Raw genomic sequence first — 23,514 nt, forward strand, 5'->3', positions numbered from 1 at the left:
TCGTCGTTTTTACCTCCCGACAGTGATGCCGCGGCGGTCGAGCAGGCTTCCTTCGGCCAGGTAAAGCCGGACCAGGGCGATCCGGTAATGAACCATCGCTTCGACCTCGGCGATCTGGGTCTGCAAATAGTCCCGCTGGACCTGGGCGACCTGTAGAGCCGTGCTGGCGCCGACACCGAAACGCTCCTTCTCGGCGTTGAGGGTTTGTTCCTGGAGTTTACGTGTTTTACGGGTTGCATCGATCTGTTGCCGCGCTCTTTCGAGCTCGTTGAAGGCGAGGCGAACATCGAGTTTGACCAGTTGCTGCAGGTTGGCGACCGCCTCGGCCGCCTGTTGCCGGGAAGCAAAGGCGGCTTCATTGCGGGCACGGGCCGCGCGGTTTCCCAGAAAATGATTCAGTCGCAACCCGGCCGTCAGGTCGTAGTTATCCTGATCCAGTTCACGAAACGAATTCGAAAAGCTGTCAGCATAACCGGTCTTGCCATAGTTGATAAAGAGATCAAGCCTGGGCAACAGGCCGTTCCGTGTGATAACGGTTTCGAGCCGCTCCTGCTGCAGCCTGAGCCTGGCTTCCTGCAGGTCGGGACGGAGCTTGACGGCAAGGAAAAGCCTCTCCTCAAGATCATCGAGCGGCTCGGTGCTCAGGCGAAACTCACTGGTTGTGATGACGTCGAGATCGAAGTGCTTTTCGCCGCCGGGACTGAGCAGGCGCAACAGTCGGAGCCGACTCTCTTCGAGCAGGCTGCGGGCGTCGATCAGGGCCTGGACCCGCAAAGCTTCTTCGGTTCGCGCCGCTGCCAGTTCAATTTCCGGCAGGATGCCGACCTCGATCCGCAACTCGATCTCGGACAACTGCTGCCGGGCGACATCGAGGGATTCCTTGAAAATACGGATCTCCTCGTGGGCCAGGACATGATTCCAGTAGGCGATTTCGGTTTCGGCCAGCACGGTTTCGGCATAGCCGCGGAATTGATCGCGGCTGGCTTTTGTTGCAAACTCCTGTTGCCGAACCCGTGCCAGGTTGACGGCGGGGCCGAAGCCCCGCAGCAATGATTGCGTGATCGTCAAACCGGCCCGCGCTGTCTGCTGTTCGGGCGCCCGGTTCGATTCGGAGCCGCTCTGGGTGACGTTTAAATCGATTTGGGTCCCGGTTGCGACGAACTGGCGCAGCCCGGCGACCGCTTCGGTCTCTTCACCGATAACGCTGAATTGGGTTCCGGTTGAGCGTGAGGTTTCGATCGATTCTTCTTCAAAATAACTATATTCGGCATAGACTTCCGGATCGAAAATGCCGCGCTCAATCTGTTCGAAGGTCCCGGCAATGACCGGGCCCAGGCGCTGAACGCGCAGATCCCGGTTGTTGTTCAGGGCGGCGACTATCGCCTGTTCGATCGAAATCTCCAGAACGTTATCTTCGGTGATCGGCAATGTCGGCTCAGCCTGCTCGATAAAGGTTTCAACCGGTCTGATCGAGGGGTCGAAGTCGCCGGGGTGGAAAGGGTACATTTCTTTTGTCGGAAGCGGCGGCTGGCCTGAAGAGCAGGCTGCGAGGGCTAAAACGAGAACCGAAGCGAGAAAACGGAAAACAGGTTTGTGAATGCTATTGTCAGGCATCAGCCGTCTCCGTCTTGTCCCGATGCATCAGCGAGTAGACTGCCGGAATCAGGGCGAGAGTGATCAGGGTCGAGCCGGCCAGCCCGCCAACCACGGCCCGGGCCAGCGGCGCCTGGGCGTCAGCACCTTCGCCTAGGCCGATCGCCAGCGGCGTCAGGGCGAGAATGGTCGTCAGGGAGGTCATCAGGATCGGCCGGAGACGCCGTCGACCGGCCTCCGAGATCGCATCACGCACCGACAGGCCGCCCCGCTCGAGCTGCCCCGCCTGGTCGACCAATAGGATGGCGTTGTTGACAACGATTCCGCCGAGCATAATGCAGCCGATGAATGACTGCAGGTTGAGGGTGGTGCCGGTCAAAAGCAGGATAATGATAACGCCGACGGCGGCAACCGGGACCGAAGCCATGACAATAATCGGGTCACGCAATGATTCGTACTGGCAGGCCAGCACCATGTAAACCAGAAGCAATGCCAGGATCAGCGAGACCACCAACTCATCAAAGGCCTTCTGCTGTTCCTCGAAGTTGCCGGCGACGAGCAGATCGTAACCGACCGATCGTGGAATCTGGTCGAGAGCAGCCTGAACATCGGCCGCAACTGAGCCGAGGTCGCGATCGGCGATGTTAGCCTTGACGGTCACCAGGCGTTGCCGGTCCTTGCGGTCAATCAGGATCGGTCCGCGTCCCGACTGGTAACTGACCAGGTTGCGCAGGGCGACCTGTTCGCCGGAGCGGGCGGTCAGAGTTAAATCGAGAATTTCCTCAATCGACCTTTTCTCCGCATTTTCGAGCTGCACGAAGATCCGGTAGGAGTTGCCCTCCGCTCGAAATTCACCCGCTCTCGAGCCGCCGACAGCAGTTTCCAGAACCTGGGCGACATCGCGTACGCTCAAACCGAGATCGGCAACCTTGTCGCGATCGACCTCAACCTCCTGTTGTGGAATTCCGGTCTGCTGGCTTTTCTCGATGTCGGTGATCCCGGGAATCCCCGTGATCGCAATAACCGCCCGATTCGCCAGGTTGTCGAGCATATCGAGATCGAAGCCGCGGATCTCGATATTGATTCCTTCCTCTGTTCGCAGGATTCTCTCGAGCAGAAATTGACCCTGCGGCGCCCGTGTCCGGATGGTCATGCCGGGAATCTGGCCCTCAAGCTGGCGGCGCAGCGCTTTGGCAATCTCAGTATTGGAGCGGTCCCGATCGGTTGCCGGGACCAGTGAGATCCGGATCTGGGTTTTCGATACGTCACTCGGCCGCCAACCGCTCGAGCCGACACTGGTAACCGAGGCGACCGCTTCCGGAACTGCGGCGAAAACCATCTTTTCGAGCCGGCGGGCCTGTTCATCCAGCGTTTCAAGCCGGGTTCCGATCTCCATCTCTCCGGTAACCCGTACCTCACCTTCATCGCTCGGCGGCAGAAATTCGGTGCCGATCAGCGGCAGCAGTAAAAGCGTTGAGAAGAGTAATGAAAAAGCGATAACGACGGTTCGCAAACGATGATTCAGAACGGCCTGCAGCAGCTTGCGATAGCTATTGTCGATCCAGTCGTAGAATCGGTCTGATTTTTCGACCAGGTTCTCGATCCAGGGCGGTCGGCGCTGGCGCATCTGCTCCGGTGATTCGAGAAGTTTCGAGGCGAGCATCGGTAGCAGGCTCAGGGAGACCATGAGCGAGCAGACCAGGGCAAAGATAATAACCAGAGCCAGTTCCTTGAACAGCAGGCCGGCAACGCCGCGCACAAAAATCAACGGCAGAAAAATAACCAGGGTCGTAATCGTACTGGCAACGATGGCGTTACCGACCTCCCGGGCGCCTTCGATAGAAGCGATTTCCGGCGATTCGCTGTTTTCACTGCGCCGCCGGAAAATATTTTCCAGAACAACGACCGAACTGTCGACCATCATGCCGACCCCGAGGGCGAGTCCGCCCAGGGTCATCAGGTTGAGAGTGAAGCCGCCGAAGTAGATCAGGGCAAAGGTGGCGATGACCGAGATCGGAATGGCGAGGGAGATGACGATGGTTGAACGGATATTTCTCAGGAAAAAGAGCAGCACGATGATCGAGAGGAACCCTCCGTAGAGGATCGAACGGGCGACATTGGCAATCGAAAGTTGGATGAAGTTCCCCTGGTTGATGACCGGGGTGATCTTGATCTGCGGGAAGGCGTGGTTGAAATTGTCGATTTCGGAAAGGATCGCCTTCGAAACTTCAACCGTGTTGGCTTCCTGTTGTTTGCGGATGGCGACCCGCAAGCCACGTTCGCCGTCCATACGGATGATGCGCCGCAGCTTTTCATAGGTGTCGCGAACCTTCGCAACCTGGCCCAGGGTGACCGACACCCCATCCTTCTGGTAGATCACCGTATCCCGGATCTGGTCAAGGTTGGCGAATTCGGCCGGGGCCCGCAGGGTGACTTCAAAGCGGCCCTGTTCGAGTTTGCCGGCCGGCAGGTCGAGGTTGGCATTGCGGATCGCCTGCAGCAACTGATCGAGCGGCAAGCCGAGAGCCTTGACCCGGTCGGGGTCGAGCTCTACCCGGATCTCGCGATTAAATCCGCCCCAGAGATCGACCTGGGCGACCCCGGGCAGGCGGCCGAACCGGTAGCGGACCTGGTCTTCGACCAGCTGGGTCAGTTCGACCGGATCAAGATTGCTGGATATGCCAAGCAGGACAACCGGGAAACTCGCAATGTCGAATTTACTGACCCGGGGCCGGACGACATCGTCCGGCAGCTCATTGATTTCATCCTCGAGCTGCGCCTGCACGTCGAGGGCGGCGGTGTCGATGTCGGTTCCCCAGGCGAAACTGACCCGGACCGTGCTGTTCCCCTCGGAGGATTGCGAGGAGATATCCTCGACGCCCGGCACGGTGGCAATAATCTCTTCGACAATCTGGGTGACAAGCCGTTCCATGACTACCGGGCTGGCCCCTTCATACTGGGTGCGGATGGTCAGGGTCGGCAATTCGATATTCGGCAGCATGTCGATCTGCAGCCGGCTCAGCGAAAAGAGCCCGAGCAGGACGACTATAAGGGTCACCATGGTGGTGAAAACGGGACGTCCAACGCTGAACCTGGGAAGTTTCATCGGGTTTACTTTGCGTTCGATCCGGCCGCAGCCGTTTCGGTTGGAATGGTGATCGCCGAACCGTCATCGAGCATCTGTTGTCCGAGGGTGACAACCCGTCCGCTGAGGCTTTCGCCGATGATCTGGATCCGGTCGCCATCCTGAATGCCGACTTCGACGTTTTGCCAGCGGACCGAATTGCCGTCGGTTGCCACCAGAAAAATACCTGGCTGGTCGCCACGGCGAGTCAGGGCTTTTTCGGGGATGATCCTGGCATCCTCCCGGCGGTCGAGGATGATGGTCGCCCGGACAAACATGCCGGGCTTGAGCCGTTTGCCGGCGTTGTCAACGATCAGTTCGACCCGGGCCTGCCGGGTCGATTGCTTGAAAACCGGCGCTATGCGTTCGATCCGGGCGGTGAAATTCTCTGTTGGAAAGGCATCGGTCACAAGGGTTGCAATCTGTCCGGGGCGAAGCAGTGCATAGTCGCGTTCGGTGACAAAGACAACGGCGATGATCGGATCGATGTCAACAATGCGCAGCAGGGGGGCATTTGCTGAAACGGTTTCTCCCTCATCTACGTAGCGCTCGGCGACGACACGTTCATGGTCGTCACCGCTCCAGCCAGCGTTGATTTTTGTGTAGCTCAAGCGGATGCGGGATGCTTCGAGCGCCGATTCGGCCCGTACGACCTGGGCTTTGGCAACTTCTACCGCCGAATCCTTGGCCAGCTTGTTGGCGTTGACCCCGTCGAGTTGCGACTCGGAAGCAACGCCCCGTTGGCGGAGGGTCTTGATCCGCTCGAGTTCGCGGGTGGCGATCTGAAGGGCGTTTTCCGCTTCGACCAGGTTGGCTCTGGCGACTTCAAGGTCGGCTTTGGCCTGGGCGACCGCCTGAACATACTCGGCGCTGTCAAGCTGTCCGACAACCTGCCCGCGTTGAACCGGATCGGAAATGTTGACCGTCAACTTTTCGATCCGCCCGCCGACCTTGGGGGCGATGACGAATTCGGACTGGGCTTCGAGGGTGCCGTTAAAGACCCGGCGCAGAACGATCGGACCCTGTTCGATCGTTGCGACCTCAACCGGCGCGATCCGCTCAGCGTTTCGTTGATTTGTCCGGCTATTCCGGCTTTGCGAAAAAACAGTTGTCAGGACAAAATATGCGGCGGCAACGACCAGGACCAGCAGGCCGATCAGGATGATCTTTTTTTGCGCGATTTTCATGTCGTTCCCATCTTTTCAGCCCCATTTTCGAGGGTTATTTATTGCTGAAAGATTAGCACTCCCGGTAAGATAAGGACACTATATATTGCAGCAGGATTCATCCGGACCTGATGCTGACGGAAGGTCGGGGAAATGAAAATTTGTGAATTTTTTAGGCTACAATCCTTCTTGTTTGAGCTGCTTCAACAGATCCTTTTGTTTGTCGCTTAACTCCTTCGGGATCTGTACATTTATCACTGCGAAAAGATCGCCCTTGTCCGGCACTCCGAACCCCTTGAGACGGATTTTGTCGCCGCTTTGCATTCCCGGTTTAAGCTTGACCCGCTTGGTTTCGGTTAGCGTCGGGACATCGATCGATGTCCCGAGGCAGGCATCGGTGAAGGGGATGAAAACGTTGACGAAAACGTCATGACCTTCGCGCCTGAAGCGATTGTCCCTGAGTACCGAAATTTCGAGATAAAGGTCGCCCGGTGGTCCGCCGCTGCCGGAGACGCCCCCTTTTTCCGGAATGCGAAGCTGCTGTCCGTTTTCGGTGCCGGCTGGAATTTTGACAGAAATCTGTTCTTCACCCCGTTCAGTTTTCAGATTGACCCGTCGTTCACCGCCGAGCACTGCCTGGGAAAAGGGAATCTGTACCTTGAGGCTGTAGTCCGGCCCCCTGGACGGGAAGCCGGCCCGCCCGGTCGGAACGCCGCGACCGCCGCGACCGCCGAACATCTGGCCAAACAGGTCGGCGCCGATATTGAATTCCTGAAAGATGCTGCCGAAGTCGAAATCGCGGAAAATATCTTCCTGGCCGAATCTCTGATGGAAATTGGCGTCGCCATAGGAGTCATAGGCGACCTTCTTCTCCGGGTCGGAAAGCACTGCATAGGCTTCGGTGATTTCCTTGAAACGCTCCTCGGCTTTGCTGTCGCCCGGGTTTTTATCGGGATGGTACTTGAGCGCCAGCTTGCGGTATGCTTTTTTTATTTCGGCTTCGTTCGCATCCTTGCCAACGCCGAGGGCCTCATAATAGTCTTTTGCCATGATAACTTGTCTCCATTGCAGATATGTGATTAATTCTAGGTGGATAGCGGGTTCACGTCAAGCTTGTAACGGCTAAAAATGGCGTAAATTCGATTGCTTGACCACTTTTGACATGTGGGCTAATATGCTTGGGAATTTCTGACAAGGAAACGAGGTGACGATGGCCCGAATAGCGATTATCGGTGGCGGTATTTCCGGACTGGCAACGGCGTACGCGGTTGAGCAGTTGGCGGCTTCACGCGGGGTGACGCTGGAGACGATCCTGATTGAAAAAGAGGATCGAACCGGCGGCAAAATCTGGAGTATCCAGGAAGAAGGATATCTCTGTGAATGGGGCCCGAACGGGTTTCTCGACAACAAGCCGATGACCCTGGAGCTTTGTGACCGGCTCGGGATCCGGGATCAACTCGCCCGTTCCGATGATAATGCGCGCAAACGTTTTATTTATTCCGGGGCAGAATTGCATCGTCTGCCCGAGAATGGCCCTTCTTTTTTCAAATCTAATCTTATGACCTGGCCTGGAAAATTCCGTATCGCCAAGGAACTTTTTGTCCCGAAACGGACCGAGGAGAGCGATGAAACCCTGGCCGAATTCGGCCGCCGTCGACTCGGTCCCGAAGCGCTGGATAAACTGATTGCGCCGATGGTTTCCGGGATTTTCGCCGGCAATCCGGAAACGATGAGCCTGAAGAGCTGTTTTCCGCGTATTTACCAGCTCGAGCAGGAGTATGGCGGGCTGCTGAGGGCGATGATGAAGCTGGCCAAACAGAAAAAAGCGGAGCGCAAAGCCGGAAAGCAGGTGGCATCGGCGGCCGGACCGGGCGGCACCCTGACCTCTTTTGTCAAAGGGATTCAAGAACTGACTGACAGCACGACGACCGCCATAAAGGGTGAGGTTAAAAGAGGCTCGGCTGCCGTCGCAATAAAGAAAGTCGATGGCGGCTATGAGATTGCTCTCGAGAGTGGAGCGAAGGTTGATGCCGATGTCGTTGTTACAGCTGTGCCGGCTTACCATCTGGCACAAATGATCGGCGAAATGAGTGTTGTTCTGTCCGATATCCTCAAGGCGATTCTCTATGCGCCGATGAACGTCGTCTGTTTCGGATATGAACGGGAGAAGATCGAGCACGACCTCAACGGTTTCGGATACCTTATCCCGAAAAAGGAGGGCTGCAGCATTCTCGGGACCCTCTGGGATTCGAGCATTTTCCCGAACCGGGCGCCGGAAGGTCATGTTCTGCTCCGTTCGATGATGGGCGGCGCCACCAACCCGGCGGCAATCGATCTCAGTGACAATCATGTCCAGGAATATGTGCAGGCTGATCTGCGCGAAATTATGGGGATCGATGCGATGCCCGATTTTGTTAGGATCTTCCGCCACCGCAATGCCATTCCGCAATACACGACCGGGCATGGTCAGCGTCTGCTGGCACTGGAAGAGGGGTTCCACAAGTTCCCCGGATTCTTTATTACCGGCAACGCCTTCTTCGGCATCGGGCTGAACGATTGCGTCCAGGCCTCGAACCGGACGGCGGAGAAGGTCGTCGGATTCCTCGAAAGACACGAGGAATAACGCGCCGGCCTTGACACGATCAAAATCAAAAAGAGACAGCCGACCGCGCTGTCTCTTTTTATTTGTATCGTGGATAAATGTTTCCAGCCCCCAGCCCCCAGCCCCCAGCCCCCAGGCACAGGTCACAGGTCACAGGTCACAGGTCACAGGTCACAGGTCACTCACCCTTTTCTTCTGAAAATATCGGTCTTCAAACTCGAGACCCTGTCCAGAAACAGAAAACCGTCGAGGTGGTCGAGTTCATGTTGAATGGCGATGGCTTCAAATCCTTTGGAGTTGATGACGCGCTCACGTCCGTCCCGGTCAAGGAATTGGACGACAATCGATTTGGCCCGGGTGACATTGCCGGTGTAGTCAGGGACACTCATGCATCCTTCACGCATTACCTTGCTCCCCTCCCTGCGGATGATCTCCGGGTTGATCATGGTCAGCAACCCATGATTATTGTCTTTACCCATCTTGCTGGCTGAAACGTCGACTACGACGACCCGCCTGGTCACCCCGATCTGAGGAGCCGCAACCCCAACCGAGTGCCCGGCATCGATCATTGTGTCGATCAGGTCCTGAATCAGCCCGTCGGTTTCGGCATCGAGGCGCTCGACCGGGGTGCAGATCTCTTTCAGGACCGGGTCGGGATAGATTCTGATCTTGCGAACGGCCATTTGTCTACAATTCAACCGGGGTGATCGAGCGGACGGTGATGTCGACCTGCAACTCTTCTTTCAGGTCGGTCATCATCGCCTCGATGTGGTCGGAGCTCATACCATCCGGCAGGACCGCTTCCAGCATCATGACGTAGACCGGGCGGTCTTCGGTGCCGATCAATTTTGTATTGAGATCGGTAATGTTGACTTTGCGCTCGCCCAGTTCTTTTGAAACCCGAAAGACGATGCCCGGTTTATCGGAACCGTAAACCGAAATCATGCAGATTTCGCCATCCATGTCCGGATGAATTTCACCCCCCGGTTTCAGTTTACGAAGATATACCGAAAGTTCTGAGTCCTCAAGCGGTGCGAATGCCTCAGCAAAGCTCTGCTGGTCGGTAAATTCGGGATGCGCCAGAATCAGGATCATTGCAAACTGGCCGCCGAGGATCGAGCAGCTCGAATCGGCAATGTTGCATCCGAGGTTATACAGAATCTCGGTAACCTCGGAAACGATCCCCGGTCGGTCGCGGCCGATAATGGTCAGGGCAAAATGTTGCATCGATCCCTCCTCGCTTCTTGGGGATAAGATAAGAACGGCTATTGATCCTGAATCATACCAACATTGACGTGAAATGACAAAAAAAAGACCCCGCTGATGCGAGGCCTTTTATACTTACCTGTAAACCGAATTACTTCTTGTGGCAGTCGTTACATTTGGTCGGGCCGCCCTGGTCCTTGTGACAGCTTTTGCAGGCATCGCCATGGGCTGCTTTCTTGTCGATAGCGATCTTGGCCGGGGTCCCTTCGTGGCAGGCTTTGCAGCCGAGCTTTTCGCCATGCACCTTGTGGTTGAAAGCAACATTGCCCTTCTTGTTTTCGTAGGTGACGGTGTCGGCAGCCCAGGCAGCGGTGACTGCAAAGGCAATGATCATTACAGCAATAATCAGTTTTTTCATCTCTTCTCTCTCCTTGTTGAATTTGTTTTAAGGATAATTAATCGATGCGAATGATAAAAGCATCATTAAGGTTTGTCAACCAAAAAGGGGTTTTGTTAGCTCCGAAAAAGAAAATTAGCCAGAGGCTGACTTGAATAACGATGTCAGAATGAAACGTCCCGGGGATTCTTCATGACTGTTGCTTGCAGTTTTTTTGCTCAACGGATATATTCTAGGAGAGTTGCCGGTATTTTCGGTTGTTTTTAAAGTTGCATTATGATGAGGGAGTTGCAGATATGCAGATCAGGGCTTCTGAAACAATCGATGAAGGGGATCTTGTCTGTCTGGCGACCGGTCCGGATGGTGCCACCGTGCTGCTCCGCTGGCGCTTCGGTTGTGAGGCGATCGGCATTGCCGGTCGACCCATTGCCGAGGACGATATGGTCGAATATTCTCCCGATAAAAGCAGCGACGATGTTCTGGTCAAAGGCTCCGGCGGACCGGCACACAACAAAACTGTTGCCCTCAAGGTCGCTTGCGATCTGAAGATGCAAGACCTCGTATGTTTGAAGCTTCTATCTGATGGGAAAATCCTTCTCGATAAGTGGGTGTTAGGAGAAGAGGCTATTGGTGTTGCTGCTCGTAATATCAAAGCCGATGAAATGGTTGAATACTGCGAGGACAAGAGCACCGGGGATATCCTGGTGAGGCCGCAATAAATCTTTTCTTCCTTTTCCTTGTGCCTGTTGCGAGCTTAACAGTCCCGGCTTTGTCTCGAAGCATCGGTGGTTTCGTCAGTCCCAATAAAACGTCAGATTCTTCTCATGTAAAACAAGCCATGGGATTTTTTCTCAGAGATTGACCGGTCATCGCTCGGAGACTTGCTGGTGTGAATAAACTTCTCTCCTGGTACTTTGGAAAATTATCCCACCGTCTGGTTGGCCCGTCTCTGTTGCTCGGCATTCTGGCCGTTTTCCTGCTGAGCCTTATTTCCTATTTTACCGTCCGAAATATTCTTGAAAAATCGATTTCACATAATCTCGAGGTTGCCGTCGATCTGCAAAATGATGAACTGAATCGTTGGGTTGAAGATCAAAAAACGACGATTGTTTTTATTAGCCGAGCCCCCTTTGTTCGCGAACGGGTTGCCGATCTGTTAAGCCGTGACAAGGACCACCCGTACTACCAGGAGTCGTATCGCGAACTTTCTGAATATCTTTATTCATATATCAAAAATTTCAAGGGCCTCAGGGAAATTATGCTGCTGTCAAACCACGGTGGCGAGGTTATCTATTCAACATCAACCGAGCATGAAGGGGAATCCTGGGCCCTGGATTCCTTTTTTCTCGAAGGAAAAGAAGCCCTCTACATCCAGGGCGTCTATGCCTGGCGGCAGAGCGCGCAACCGACGATTACCATCGCCCGACCGTTGCTGGATGCCCTGGGAGAAAAAGAAGGTGTTCTCGCCGTTCATTTGAATCTCGAACGGATGCAAAATGTTATTTCTCACCCGGGAGCATTCAAGGGCGAGATCTATCTGGTTGATAAATTTAAAACATTTCTCAATGCGGATCGATTTGGAAGAGAGGATTTTCCGCGGGGAGTTCAGACCGTTGGTATTGATCGGGTTGTTGCCGGTGAAGAGGGGACTGGTCATTATCTCAATTATCAGGGGGTCCCGGTCGTCGGATACTATCGCTGGATCCCTGACCTCGAAGTCGGCATCGTCGCAGAAATCCCGCGGGAGCTGGCGTATGCATCGGCTAAGCACCTTGGCCTGTTGATCGGCAGTCTCGGTCTGGCACTTATTGTTACCCTGGTTCTCGGCCATGTTTTTTTCGCGCGCCGCATTTCCCGCCCCCTGGGTGACATGGCCCGGATGGCGCAACAGGTCGCTTCCGGTGATTTTTCGATCCAGATTCCGGTGCTCGAACAGGATGAGACAGGTGTGCTGGCCAAAGCGCTCAACCAGATGGTCAGTCATCTGAAGCAGGTTTACGAGGAGATGTCAAATACGGCCGAAAACTTCAAAACAATATTTAATCTCAATCCTTCGTCTATCGTTGTTCAGCGCTTCGATAATGGCAAGCTTGTACAGGTCAACGAGGGCTTCTGCCAGATGTTCGATGTGACGACCATGCAGGCTCTCGGGCGGAGCGCCGAGGAACTCGGTATCTGGCATTCCAATATTTCACGGTTGCGCCTCGCTGTTCTCTTGCGGAGGAAGGGTGGCGTTATCGATTATGAATCGCATTTCGTGCGCGGCAATGGCGACGTCTTTGCCGGCATTATCTATTCCCGTGTCATTGAATTAAGTGGTGAAAAGCATGTGGTTTCAATCATGGTTGATCTCTCTGATATTCGCAGGACCGAGAACGAATTGCGTGATACTTCGGAGCGGCTGCAGCTTTTGGTGCAAAGGATGCCGATTGCCTGTATTGCCTGGAATAACGATTTTACGGTCAGTTTGTGGAATCCGGCCGCCGAGCAGGTTTTCGGTTATCCGGCCGCCGCGGCGGTTGGCAAACATGCCTACGAATTGGTCGTTCCGAAATCAGTTCAAGCGATGGTTGAACCGATATGGGGCAAACTCCTTGCAGGCGATTCAACGGCGCATAGCGTCAATGAAAATATCACCAGTGATGGACGCCTCATAGTCTGCGACTGGACCAATACAACGCTCAAGGATGAGCATGGTAACGCCATCGGCGTCATCTCGATGGTCCGGGATGTGACCGAAGAAAAGAAGGCGCAGGACAGTCTGCACTATCAGAAGGAACTTTTGCAAACGATTCTTGATGCGATCCCGGCTCCGATTTTCTTCAAAGGGGCGGATCTTCTTTATAAAGGGTGTAATCAGGCATTTTGTGATGCTCTCGGTCTGTCACATGACTCGATAGTCGGACGGTCGGTTCATGATATTACCGGGGATGAGAGAGCGAAAATTTATGAAGATGCTGATAAGGATTTATTGAGAAAGGGCGGTGTCCAGATTTACGAGGCAAAATTCCCACATGCCGATGGGTCAGAACGGGACGTCGTGTTTCATAAAGCGGTTTTCAAAAATCCGGATGGTTCGATTGGCGGGATGGTCGGCAATATGCTTGATGTGACCGAAATCCGCAAGGCCGAAGCAGAGCTTGCCGAAAGTGAACTTAATTACCGGGAGATCTTCAATGCCTCGTCCGAAGCCATTATAATTCGCGATTTGGCAACCGGGAAAATTCTCGATGTCAACCAGTCGATGCTCGATATGTATGGCTATTCTTTTGAAGAGGCCATTGCCACGACGATTGACGATTTGAGCAGTGGTGAGCCGCCCTACACGATCGATAAGGCCTATGAGAACCTGACCCGGGCGAAATCGGGTGAGTTCCGGCTGTTTGAGTGGCGAGCGAAAAAGAAGGATGGTACCCGTTTCTGGGTCGAAATCTCCCTGCAGAAGTCGACCATCCGGGGCGAATCGCGGGTTATTGCGGTTATTCGGGATATTACGCAGCGCAAGGAAGTCGAGCAGGCCCACCGGGAGAGCGAGGAACGCTTCCACCTTCTCCTTGAACATGCCGCCGATGCATTGTTTCTGCATGATGCGGAAGGCAATATTCTGACAGTCAACCAGCGTTCATGTGACTGGCTCGGCTACCATCGTGATGAACTTGTCGAAATGAATATTTCCGACTTTGAAAAGGGCAACTCGAGCGATCAGTTACGCAACTTCTGGAAATCACTGGAAACAGGAAAGTCGAGCCTGCTCGAAGGACAGCACACCCGAAAGGATGGCTCAACTTATCCGGTTGATGTCAACGTGGTCAAATTTGTTTTCCAGGACGCCGATTTTTTTCTCGCCCTGGCCCGTGATGTCAGCGAACGCCGGGCGACGGAACAGGAGTTGGAAAGGTATCGCGACCGGCTGGAAGAACTGGTACAGGAAAGGACGAAACAGCTCGAAGAGGCCCAGGAAGAACTTGTCCTCAATGAGCGTCTGGCTGTGCTCGGCCAGTTGACAGCGACTGTCAGCCATGAGTTGCGGAATCCTTTGGGAACCGTGAAAAATGCAATCCATATTCTTGGCAGATTGATCGAGCAAGGCGATGCCGACCGGATTGAAAAGACGCTCGATCTGGCCGGACGGAATGTTAACCGCTGTGACGGGATTATTAATGAATTGCTTGATTATACGCGCCAGCAGGAGTGGACCCCGGTCAAAATTGATCTCGGTCACTGGCTGCAAAGTCTGCTCGATGAACAGGTTGTTCCTGACGATATCGAGGTCAATCGGAACTGGAATAAAGGGATTGTTGCCAACTGTGAGCCGGAGCGATTGCGTCGGGCTGTTCTCAATATTTTTACAAATGGAATTCAGGCCTTGCAGGAAATCTCCTCGCGCCGGCGGGTTTTGCGTCTGCGGATCGATCAGGAGGAGGATCGGGTTGTTCTCTCAATCGCTGACAACGGCCCCGGTATTGACAACCAGACCCTCGAGCGAATATTCGAACCGATGTTCAGTACAAAAAATTTTGGTGTCGGTCTCGGCATGCCGATTGTAAAAAATATCATGGAAGAACATGCCGGCGGTATCGAGATTGACAGCAGCCCGGGCAAGGGCACAACCGTATCCCTCTGGTTGCCACGTAACTAGTATCCTTTTGCTGGTTTTGTGTTTTGCAGGTATATTTTAATAACAGAACTTTCAGGAAAGGATATTTTATTGGCAAAAAAAGTCCTTATCGTTGAAGATGACTTCGATTTCGCAACGAGCCTCGAACTGGCCTTGGACCTCATTGGTTATCAGGCAATTATTGCTGCGTCTGCCGAAATCGCACAAACGGTTATGGCCGAGATGGGCGGTGAGATCACAGTTGGTTTTTTTGATATTAAATTGCAGGGACAAGATGGCATCGGCTGTTATGAACAAATAAGGGAAACGTATCCCGATTTTACCGGAATTGTTATGACCGGTTTTCGTGATGAGACTCTTTTTGAACGGGCTCGTTCTGTTGGCATCGTTGAGGTATTACGGAAGCCTTTCAGGATGGCCCGATTTATGGAACTGGTAAGGCGGTACGCGGAGGCATGACCCGCCAGGAAAATTCCAATGGGAAATAGCTCACAACAGGAAAAAAATCGGATTCTGCTGATCGATGACGATCTCGATTTTGCCGACAGTATGACTGGCCTCCTCGAGCTCGAGGGTTATCCGGTGGCGACGGCCTCTACGGCTGATGAGGGTGTTGCTCTGCTTGCTGAGTTCCAGCCTGCTGTCGCCCTGGTCGATATCCGTATCGGCCAGCAGAGCGGACTTGATCTCGTTGTGCGGCTCCACCAATCTGACCCTGAACTGACGATTGTTATTGTCACCGCCTATGCCGATACCGAAACAGCGATTGAGGCCCTGAAGAGAGGGGTTTATGATTTTTTGCGCAAGCCTTTTGAGGCGAGTGACCTGCTTGCTGTTCTGCATCGCTGTACTGATCGGAAAAGACTCCTTGAAGAGAAAAAAGCCGCCGAGCGGGCGAGACAGGAAAGTGAAGGCCGATTCCGGATTGCCTTTGAGACCTCTCCCGATGCGATTATTCTGGCCTACCCGGATGGCGCGATCATCGATGTTAATCACGGGTTTGAACAGATGACCGGTCATCGCAAGGAGCAGGTCGTTGGTTTGAACTCGCTGGAAATAGGGTTATGGCGTAACTCGGACGATCGAAAGCGGATGCTGGAGCAGCTCCAAGGTTCCGGCCGGGTTGACAACCTGGAGAGCGATTTCCGGATGAATGACGGGAGGCTCAGGAAAGGTCTGATGTCGGCCAGAATCGTGCATATCGAAGATCAGCCTGTCGGCCTCTTCGTGGTTCGCGATATCCATGAGCTCAGAGCCAAGGAGCAGGCAATCATAGAGAGTGAAGAACGTTTCCGCAGCGTCGTCAGTAATATCGCCGGGGCCGTTTACCGCTGCCGTCTTGACCCTGAAAGAACTCTGATTTTCGTCAGTCGTCCGATCGAGGATATCAGTGGTTATCGATCAGCCGAATTCGTTAACAATGATGTCCGGAGCTTTGTCAGTATTATCCATCCCGACGATCTTGAAATGGTTCGGCATGAGATAGCGCTCGCCATGAATAACGGAGAGTCGTTCTCGATTGACTACCGGATTGTTGACCGTGAAGATAATGTTCGTTGGGTCAATGAGAGAGGCCGGGTGAAATCGCTGGCAGGAGAATCTGACCCGGTAATCGATGGCATCCTGTTTGATATATCGGAATCGAAAAAAACAGTTGAGCAGCTCGTTGAAAGCAAAGAGCGGCTACGAACGATATACGATGAATACAATATTGTTCTTGACGGCATCCCGGATGCGATTCTCCTGATCAATTCCGATTTGAAAGTTGTCTGGGGAAACAAGGGTGCACATGTCCACTTCGGATTTTCCCGGGATGAACTCGCGGGCCTCAGATGTTCCCGGATCTGGAATTGCGCCGAAGCCGGATCCGAAGCATTTTTGCGTAAGGTTTTCCGCGATGGCTCGCCTTATGATGCTGTTCAGAAGACGCTTGATGGCAAAGTCTGTGGTGTCAAGGTATTTCCGATAACCGCGGCCAACGGCAAGGTCGAGAGCGTTATCCAGGTTGCCAGTGACATGACGGAAAAAATGCACCTGCGTGAACAGGCGAGCCGGTCCGCCCATCTCGCAGCCCTCGGTGAACTGGCCGCCGGGGTTGCCCATGAAATCAATAATCCGACCGGAACCATACTGCTGAACCTGCCGATGTTGAAGGATGCATTTGCCGACCTGCAGCCGGTTCTCGAAAAAATCGAACCGGATCTCGACAATATGAAAATTGCCGGACTCCCGTACCAGACGTTCTGCCAGGAGGTTCCCGTTGCGATTGATGAAACCACCGACTGCGCCCGTCGAATCAAGAGGATTGTCGAGGAACTCAAGGACTTCTCCCGACCCGCCGCCGGCGAATTCGGAAACCTTGACTTGAATGAAGTGGTCCGGACATCGATCAGCATGGTTCGAAATGCCCTCAAAAATACAACCGACAATTTCAAGGAAATTTATTGTGCGCATGCATTCGCCTGTAAAGGGAATTCGCAACGCCTGGGGCAAGTGCTGGTCAACCTTTTGCTTAATGCCTGCCAGTCTCTTCCCGATCGCAGCTGCGGTATAGAGGTTGAAACACGCATTGACAAGGCCACCGGAGAGTGCCTGGTGATTGTCAGTGACGAGGGCCGCGGCATCCCGGAAGAGTTGCTCACCCAGATTACCGATCCGTTTTTTACGACCCGCCGGGAAAGCGGTGGGACCGGTCTCGGTTTGTCGGTGTCGAGCCGTATTATAGATGAGCATAAGGGCCGTCTGGAATTCGATTCCGCGGTCGGCAAAGGGACGACCGTGACGATCCGTTTACCGGTTGCCGCTGAAGGGAGTGGTCAGTGACCGATCTGAGCTATCAGCATCTTACAATTCTGATCGTTGATGATGAGGCTTCATGGCAGCGGGCCCTGGGCATGGCCATCGAGCGCCATCTCGGAATCAATATCGTTGCCTGTCACGACAGCCGTGAGGCGATGGCGGTTCTTGCAAATGTCGAAATCGATCTTGCGATCCTCGATATCACCATGCCGTATCTTTCTGGAGACGATCTGCTGGTGCAGATCAAGGAAGTCTATCCGCAATTGCCGGTAATCGTTACAACCGGCCTGGTGCAGATCGAGCTTGCGGTCAAGTGCATGAAGCTCGGTGCTTTCGACTACTATGTCAAGACTACCGAAGTCGACAGGATCCTCAACGGAATTAAAAAGGCTCTTGAGCTTGCGCGCCTTCAGCAGGAGAATCAGCAACTCCGTGACCGTTTTTTGCAGGACCAGATCGATCACGAAGAGATTTTTGCCGGGATAAGATCACGCAGCAAAAAGATGCGCGCCGTTTTCCAGTATATCGAAGCGGTGGCCGACGGTAGTGAACCGGTGCTGGTTCTCGGCGAGAGCGGTTCCGGCAAGGAGTTGATTGCCAAGGCGATTCACCAGATCGGTCGGCCGCAAGGACCCTGGGTGGCGGTCAATGTTGCCGGTCTTGATGATAATGTTTTTTCCGACACCCTGTTCGGCCACGTCAAGGGCGCATTCACCGGCGCTGATCAGGAACGGAGCGGTATGATTGAACAGGCTTCTGGCGGTATCCTTTTTCTTGATGAAATCGGCGATTTAAGCCAGGCTTCGCAGGTTAAGCTGCTCCGCCTGCTTCAGGAGGGTGAATACTATCCGCTCGGCAGCGACCGACCGAAAGAACACGCCGCCCGGTTCGTTTTTGCGACCAATCGCAACCTTGAAGAGATGCAGAAGAGTGGCGCGTTCCGAACAGATCTTTATTACCGGCTCAGCTCTTACCGGGTCGTTCTGCCGCCACTCAGGGAGCGTCCTGAGGACATCTCCATGCTCGTTGAAAAGTTTAGCCGCGAGGCGGCGGCTTCACAAAACAAGGATGTTCCGTCGGTCGATCCCCAATTGATCCCTTTTTTACAACGCTACAGTTTTCCGGGGAATGCCCGGGAGCTGCGGGCGCTGGTTTTCGAGGCGGTCAGTCTTCACAAATCGGGCCCGCTCGGACTGAAATCATTCAAGAAATCAATCCCGAGCGATCAGCTTGTAGCTCCAGGCATTTCCGAAGATCTGCCCGAAAATGTTCGATATCCTGCCAAACTGCCAACCTTGAAAGAATCGGCAAACCTGCTTGTTGACGAAGCAATGCGCCGGGCCGACGGCAACCAGACCCGGGCTGCCAAGCTTCTTGGTATCTCCCGTCCCGCTCTGAGCAAGCGTCTTAAAAACTCCTGACCCTTCTACTTTCCACACAGAAAAAAACGAAACCGTAACTAAAGTTAACAGTATCCCGTAAACTACTGAATTTGTAGTGCAATTCAAAGGATAGCTGGTCTGTGTGTAACTTTATTTACCTGTCACGTTTGTAGGTTTTTACTGTCGATTTTTCGATTTAGTCTAATAAAAACAGTGATTTAAAGGTTCCTTTGAAGTTGGAACAGGAATTGCTAAATATCTAGGTATCGGATAAACCGAAGTTTCGCCCTGCATAGGGGGGGTGCTGTGGAGAACAGAACACAAATCCTGATTCTTGATTGTCTCGGCCGAACAAGACAGGGGATCTGTTTCACTCTCGAGCTTGCTGGCTATGATCTGCGCGTTGTCAATGACATTAATGAGGCTATCAACCTGATAGGGACCGCCAGATTTACCGGTGAGATTTTTGATGTTTTGCTGATTAACAACCCCTGTCTGGAAGGTGATGTGAAATTATTACTGAGCCAGTTGCTCAATGTCGCCACTCATCTGCCGGTAGTGTTTGTCAAATCGTTTGAAGAAATCGATAAGAATTTTACGGAGCTGATTCTTGATGAGCTCCGGCCCGGAATTTTTTATACCGAGCCGTTGAAAGTCAAGAATTTGCTTGCTGAATTGAAGGATGTAGAACAGGTCAGTCAGTTACCGCTGGGTCGTTATGGCTAACCAGCGCTGCTCAATGGGGGAACTATGCGGAAAAAAATTTTGATAGTTGATGATTCGGCAACCGTTCGCCAGGTGTTGTCGACCACTTTGCGTGAAACCGGGTATGAAGTGGTTGAGGCGTCGGACGGGCAGGAAGCACTTGCTTTTCTCGATGAAAGGCAGAGTGACGAGATCAATATGCTGATCACTGATTTGAATATGCCGAAGATGGACGGCATTGACCTGATCCGCCAGGTGCGAGGCAGCAGCGGTTTTCGGTTTATGCCGATTATCATGCTGACAACCGAATCGCAAGATCAAAAAAAACAGGAAGGCAAATCAGCCGGAGCGTCCGGCTGGATCGTCAAGCCGGTCAAGCCGGAGCAGCTCAGAACCGTAATCAGCATGGTGATGTCTTAACCGCTAACCAGCTGGCGTGCAGTAGCTGATTAAACAACGAAATAACAGAAGCATAATCACAACAAAATGGAGATGTAATGAACTTTCTCGGATCGATAAACATCAGGTACAAACTGTCCCTGTTGGTTGGCCTTTTTCTGATCACCTTTGTGGTCAACTCGGGTGTTCTTATTTTTGGCAGCCGCGACTCAATGATGGATGACCGGAAGGCGAAACTGCAAAATATTGTCGAGTCTGCGTATTCGACGGCCAAGCATTATTACGATCAGGCCCAGGCGGGAGAAATGCTTGATACCCAGGCCCGGCAACTTGCTCTCGAGGCGATCGAATGGATGCGCTATGGTGATAACGGTTATATCTGGATCAACGATTTCCAGCCGCGCATGATCATGCATCCGTTTGTTAAAAAACTCGAGGGGCAGGATATCAGTGATTTCAAGGATCCGAACGGTAAACGCCTGTTTTCCGAAATGGTCAAGGTGACTGAGGCTAAAGGGGGCGGTTTTGTTGATTATGTCTGGCAAAAGGGTGATGACTCGAATTATCTGGCGCCCAAGCTCTCCTATGTCAAGGGGTTCAAGCCCTGGGGCTGGGTGATCGGCACCGGGGTTTACATTGAGGATGTCGATGCTGCCTTCTATTCGCATCTGATCGAAACAGGTGTTGTTGTTGTCCTGATCATTGCCTTATTGACATTATTGGCTTATTTCATTGGCCGCAGTATTTCGCGGCCGCTCAACCTGGCGGTGGAGGTTGCCAATGATCTTGCTGCCGGCGATACGAGCCGGGATATTCCGGTCGATACCCGGGATGAAGCCGGGCAGCTGCTCAAAGCGATGCGCAAGATGAATCGCTCTTCACGTGACGCAGCGGCAGTTGCGAAGCAGATTGCCGAAGGCAAACTCAATATTGAAATACAACGACGCTCGGAAAAAGATGAACTGATGCAGGCCCTGAAGTCAATGGCGATGCGTCTGACCGATGTTGTCAGCGGGGTTCAGGCCTCGGCCGAGAATGTTGCCAGTGGCAGTCAGGCGATGAACGACAGCTCGATGCAGATGTCACAGGGCGCCTCGGAGCAGGCGGCCGCAGCCGAAGAGGCATCATCCTCGGTTGAAGAGATGGCGGCCAATATCCGACAAAACGCCGATAACGCCATGCAGACCGAGAAGATTGCCATTCAGGCGGCCAATCAGACTCGTGAGGGAGGGGTAGCGGTTGATCAGACAGTCAACGCGATGCGCGAAATTGTTGAAAAAATCAATATCATCGAAGAGATTGCCCGCCAGACCAACCTGCTGGCCCTGAATGCGGCGATTGAGGCGGCCCGGGCCGGTGAACATGGCAAGGGGTTTGCGGTTGTCGCCGCCGAAGTCCGTAAGCTCGCCGAGCGGAGTCAGGTTGCAGCCGGGGAAATCGGTGAATTGTCGGCGTCGAGTGTCGAAGTTGCCGAGCGGGCCGGTGAACTGCTCGATACAATTGTTCCTGATATTCAGAAAACTGCAGAACTGGTTCAGGAGATTGCGGCCGCCAGCCGCGAGCAGGATGCCGGTTCCGAACAGATCAACCGGGCGATTCAGAATCTCGACCAGGTAATCCAGCAGAATGCTGCGGCCGCCGAAGAGATGGCATCGACCTCGGAGGAGTTGTCAAGTCAGTCGGAGACCATGCGTGAGATGATGCAGTTCTTCGAGATTGGCGAACTCGAATCTCTATCCAGGGTTTCGCCCCGGAAGACGCCGCAGACGTTCGCGGCAAGACAGAATGTTCTGGAAGCTCCGGTCCATCCGGCGCCGGTAAAAAAACTTCGTTCTGGAGGTAACGGCAGTAAGGTCAACCAGTCTAAGGTCGACGCCACTGGCGGTCAGGCCCTTCTTGATAAGGATTTTGAGAACTTCTAGGTTGCGCACGGGTACTTGCCGAACCCGGGCAGGTTCAGCGGCTCGGGGTGAGACGTATTTCGATGAAACGGGCATGATCTGACCTGTCTGACCATTGTTTATAGATCCAGTATTCTATCCGAAATCAGCGTACTGCCCGGTTGCTGTTTCAGGTATGTCCTCCCCAAGCATATCCCGGATGCAGCAATCTGATCGGCAGAATGACCGGAGGGCCGGGTTTTCCTGGCCCTCCTTTCTTTTGGCATTGTTTTGACTTGTCTGCGATCTCTGTATAAGATGCGATCAGGACCCTATCGATCGTGGAGGCTATTATGACCAACCGTTTCATCATGACCGCTTTTGGAAAGGATCGGCCCGGAATCGTTGCCGACGTCACGAAAATACTGTATGAAAACGGCTGCAATCTTGAAGACAATACTATGACCCTGCTCGCCGATGAATTCACCCTGGTGCTGCTGTTTTCGGGGAAAACTGGCGTTGAAGAACTGTTGCTCAAGGAGTGTCGCCGGCTTGAAAAGGATAAGGGTATTTCTGCTTTTATCCGCCCACTCGAAGAACGCCGGGATGTCCGGCATCGCGGTTCGTTGAAATATACGCTCCACGTCGAGGGGATGGATCAGGCCGGTATTGTCTACAAGGTCAGCCAGTTTCTGGCTGACAACGAGGTTAATATCCTCGATCTCTCGTCACGGGTGATGGCTTCTCCCGGCAGCGGAACGCCGCTTTATATCATGGACATCGATGTGCTGATGCCTTCGGGCATGATCCTCGACAAACTTGAACAGGGGCTTTCCACCGTCGCTGATGAATTGCATGTCGATATTTCGGTCTCCCGATAATTCAGCCTGTTGAAATGATCGATATCGTTTAGTATTGCAAGGAGAACCCGGTATGGGTGTTGTTTCAATTGAACTCGTTCCCCGCAGTGAGGCCGCACTGGAGAAGGAACTGCAACTGGTCAAAAATCATTTTCCGGCCATTGATACGATTAATATTCCGGATCTGCTCAATTTTGATCTCAGGAGCTGGCAAGGCGGTGCTGTCGCGCAAAAACATTTCCCGCATGTCATCCCGCATCTGCGGGCGATCGACTTTGATCTCGACTCCGAGTCGCCTTTTGCCGGTTTATCCTCGGCGGGTGATTTCGCTGCTATGCTGGTGATTACCGGTGATCGGCCGCAGGATATGTCGCGCCGGGTCTACCGGACCAGCGTGATCAGGATGATCCGGAGTCTCAAGGCGGTCTACCCCGATCTGAAGATTTTTGCCGGGATTGATCCCTACCGTTCCGGAATCAAGGAAGAGCTCGATTATGCCCGCCGCAAGGTTGACGCCGGGGCTGACGGCTTCTTTACCCAGCCGTTCTTCGACCTTCGCCTGATGGAGATCTATCGTGATCTGCTGGCCGGGTACGATATCTATTGGGGGGTCAGTCCGGTGACCAGCGACCGGAGTCGTGATTACTGGGAGAATCGAAACAACGCAATCTTTCCACCCGATTTTGAGCCGACAATGAAATGGAATCGTGATTTTGCCCGCCGGGCGCTCGACTTCATTGACGAGAGTGACGGCAACGTCTATTTTATGCCGATCCGGGTCGA

18 protein-coding genes are annotated in these 23,514 nt (G+C 53.5%); 11 read left to right on the forward strand and 7 right to left on the reverse strand.

The genetic code is table 11. The annotated features are described in order from the left end of the window. Positions 1 to 9: 9 nt before the first annotated feature. From C0623_10450 to C0623_10465, 4 genes are all read right to left on the reverse strand, one after another. The gene (locus C0623_10450; GenBank protein ID PLX99111.1) at positions 10 to 1,614 is read right to left on the reverse strand and encodes a TolC family protein; all 1,605 of its coding nucleotides are present in this window, start codon (positions 1,612 to 1,614) and stop codon (positions 10 to 12) included. Continuing rightward, positions 1,607 to 4,699, reverse strand: coding sequence for an acriflavin resistance protein (locus C0623_10455; GenBank protein PLX99112.1), 3,093 nt, complete (start codon positions 4,697 to 4,699; stop codon positions 1,607 to 1,609). Before C0623_10455 ends, C0623_10450 begins: the two co-directional genes overlap by 8 nt. 5 nt (positions 4,700 to 4,704) lie before the next feature. Further along, on the reverse strand, positions 4,705 to 5,904 hold the full coding sequence (locus tag C0623_10460; GenBank protein ID PLX99113.1) for an efflux RND transporter periplasmic adaptor subunit: 1,200 nt from the start codon (positions 5,902 to 5,904) through the stop codon (positions 4,705 to 4,707). 156 nt (positions 5,905 to 6,060) lie between these two features. Then, positions 6,061 to 6,933 carry an integrase gene (locus C0623_10465; protein PLX99114.1) on the reverse strand — a complete coding sequence of 291 codons (873 nt, stop codon included), beginning with the start codon at positions 6,931 to 6,933 and terminating at the stop codon, positions 6,061 to 6,063. 160 nt (positions 6,934 to 7,093) lie between these two features. Here C0623_10465 and hemG point away from each other — a divergent pair, with 160 nt between their 5' ends. Then, complete coding sequence (gene hemG / locus C0623_10470; GenBank protein PLX99115.1) at positions 7,094 to 8,506, forward strand: protoporphyrinogen oxidase; 1,413 nt, start codon at positions 7,094 to 7,096, stop codon at positions 8,504 to 8,506. Between the two features lie 161 nt (positions 8,507 to 8,667). Here hemG and def read toward each other — a convergent pair whose 3' ends face one another. From def to C0623_10485, 3 genes are all read right to left on the reverse strand, one after another. Then, positions 8,668 to 9,168, reverse strand: coding sequence for a peptide deformylase (def, locus tag C0623_10475; protein PLX99116.1), 501 nt, complete (start codon positions 9,166 to 9,168; stop codon positions 8,668 to 8,670). A gap of 4 nt (positions 9,169 to 9,172) precedes the next feature. Next, the gene (locus tag C0623_10480) at positions 9,173 to 9,712 is read right to left on the reverse strand and encodes an amino acid-binding protein (protein ID PLX99117.1); all 540 of its coding nucleotides are present in this window, start codon (positions 9,710 to 9,712) and stop codon (positions 9,173 to 9,175) included. Between the two features lie 130 nt (positions 9,713 to 9,842). Beyond that, positions 9,843 to 10,109, reverse strand: coding sequence for a cytochrome C (locus C0623_10485; GenBank protein ID PLX99118.1), 267 nt, complete (start codon positions 10,107 to 10,109; stop codon positions 9,843 to 9,845). A 275-nt stretch (positions 10,110 to 10,384) separates the two neighbouring features. Between C0623_10485 and C0623_10490 the strand changes: the two genes are divergently transcribed. The 10 genes from C0623_10490 to C0623_10535 all read left to right on the forward strand — a co-directional run. Then, on the forward strand, positions 10,385 to 10,807 hold the full coding sequence (locus tag C0623_10490) for a hypothetical protein (protein PLX99119.1): 423 nt from the start codon (positions 10,385 to 10,387) through the stop codon (positions 10,805 to 10,807). 170 nt (positions 10,808 to 10,977) lie between these two features. Next, the gene (locus tag C0623_10495; GenBank protein ID PLX99120.1) at positions 10,978 to 14,727 is read left to right on the forward strand and encodes a hypothetical protein; all 3,750 of its coding nucleotides are present in this window, start codon (positions 10,978 to 10,980) and stop codon (positions 14,725 to 14,727) included. A gap of 18 nt (positions 14,728 to 14,745) precedes the next feature. After that, entirely contained in the window at positions 14,746 to 15,165 is a 420-nt protein-coding gene (locus tag C0623_10500) for a hypothetical protein (protein PLX99121.1), read from the forward strand. Positions 15,166 to 15,183: 18 nt separating this feature from the next. Next, entirely contained in the window at positions 15,184 to 17,529 is a 2,346-nt protein-coding gene (locus tag C0623_10505) for a hypothetical protein (GenBank protein ID PLX99122.1), read from the forward strand. Beyond that, positions 17,526 to 18,926: a two-component system response regulator gene (locus tag C0623_10510; protein ID PLX99123.1), complete on the forward strand. Its 1,401-nt coding sequence runs from the start codon at positions 17,526 to 17,528 to the stop codon at positions 18,924 to 18,926. The genes C0623_10505 and C0623_10510 overlap by 4 nt, the downstream gene beginning before the upstream one ends. Before the next feature lie 267 nt (positions 18,927 to 19,193). Beyond that, positions 19,194 to 19,613, forward strand: a complete 420-nt coding sequence (locus tag C0623_10515) for a hypothetical protein (GenBank protein PLX99124.1) — start codon at positions 19,194 to 19,196, stop codon at positions 19,611 to 19,613. 24 nt (positions 19,614 to 19,637) lie between these two features. Next, positions 19,638 to 20,012 carry a two-component system response regulator gene (locus tag C0623_10520; protein ID PLX99125.1) on the forward strand — a complete coding sequence of 125 codons (375 nt, stop codon included), beginning with the start codon at positions 19,638 to 19,640 and terminating at the stop codon, positions 20,010 to 20,012. 77 nt (positions 20,013 to 20,089) lie between these two features. Then, a complete protein-coding gene (locus tag C0623_10525) occupies positions 20,090 to 21,913 on the forward strand; it encodes a chemotaxis protein (protein PLX99126.1) in 1,824 nt (607 codons plus the stop codon). Between the two features lie 311 nt (positions 21,914 to 22,224). Further along, positions 22,225 to 22,752, forward strand: coding sequence for a hypothetical protein (locus C0623_10530; protein PLX99127.1), 528 nt, complete (start codon positions 22,225 to 22,227; stop codon positions 22,750 to 22,752). A gap of 52 nt (positions 22,753 to 22,804) precedes the next feature. Next, on the forward strand, positions 22,805 to 23,514 hold a 710-nt coding region (locus tag C0623_10535), incomplete at its 3' end, for a 5,10-methylenetetrahydrofolate reductase (GenBank protein PLX99128.1).

Origin of the sequence: Desulfuromonas sp., assembly GCA_002869615.1 — a bacterium.
GTDB lineage: Bacteria > Desulfobacterota > Desulfuromonadia > Desulfuromonadales > UBA2294 > BM707.

Excerpts from the sequence above, each read along its gene's own strand:
- C0623_10450 (PLX99111.1), bottom strand. The coding sequence starts at position 1,614 with ATGCCTGACAATAGCATTCACAAACCTGTTTTCCGTTTTCTCGCTTCG.
- C0623_10455 (PLX99112.1), bottom strand. The coding sequence starts at position 4,699 with ATGAAACTTCCCAGGTTCAGCGTTGGACGTCCCGTTTTCACCACCATG.
- C0623_10460 (PLX99113.1), bottom strand. The coding sequence starts at position 5,904 with ATGAAAATCGCGCAAAAAAAGATCATCCTGATCGGCCTGCTGGTCCTG.
- C0623_10465 (PLX99114.1), bottom strand. The coding sequence starts at position 6,933 with ATGGCAAAAGACTATTATGAGGCCCTCGGCGTTGGCAAGGATGCGAAC.
- hemG (PLX99115.1), top strand. The coding sequence starts at position 7,094 with ATGGCCCGAATAGCGATTATCGGTGGCGGTATTTCCGGACTGGCAACG.
- def (PLX99116.1), bottom strand. The coding sequence starts at position 9,168 with ATGGCCGTTCGCAAGATCAGAATCTATCCCGACCCGGTCCTGAAAGAG.
- C0623_10480 (PLX99117.1), bottom strand. The coding sequence starts at position 9,712 with ATGCAACATTTTGCCCTGACCATTATCGGCCGCGACCGACCGGGGATC.
- C0623_10485 (PLX99118.1), bottom strand. The coding sequence starts at position 10,109 with ATGAAAAAACTGATTATTGCTGTAATGATCATTGCCTTTGCAGTCACC.
- C0623_10490 (PLX99119.1), top strand. The coding sequence starts at position 10,385 with ATGCAGATCAGGGCTTCTGAAACAATCGATGAAGGGGATCTTGTCTGT.
- C0623_10505 (PLX99122.1), top strand. The coding sequence starts at position 15,184 with ATGGGAAATAGCTCACAACAGGAAAAAAATCGGATTCTGCTGATCGAT.
- C0623_10520 (PLX99125.1), top strand. The coding sequence starts at position 19,638 with ATGCGGAAAAAAATTTTGATAGTTGATGATTCGGCAACCGTTCGCCAG.
- C0623_10525 (PLX99126.1), top strand. The coding sequence starts at position 20,090 with ATGAACTTTCTCGGATCGATAAACATCAGGTACAAACTGTCCCTGTTG.
- C0623_10530 (PLX99127.1), top strand. The coding sequence starts at position 22,225 with ATGACCAACCGTTTCATCATGACCGCTTTTGGAAAGGATCGGCCCGGA.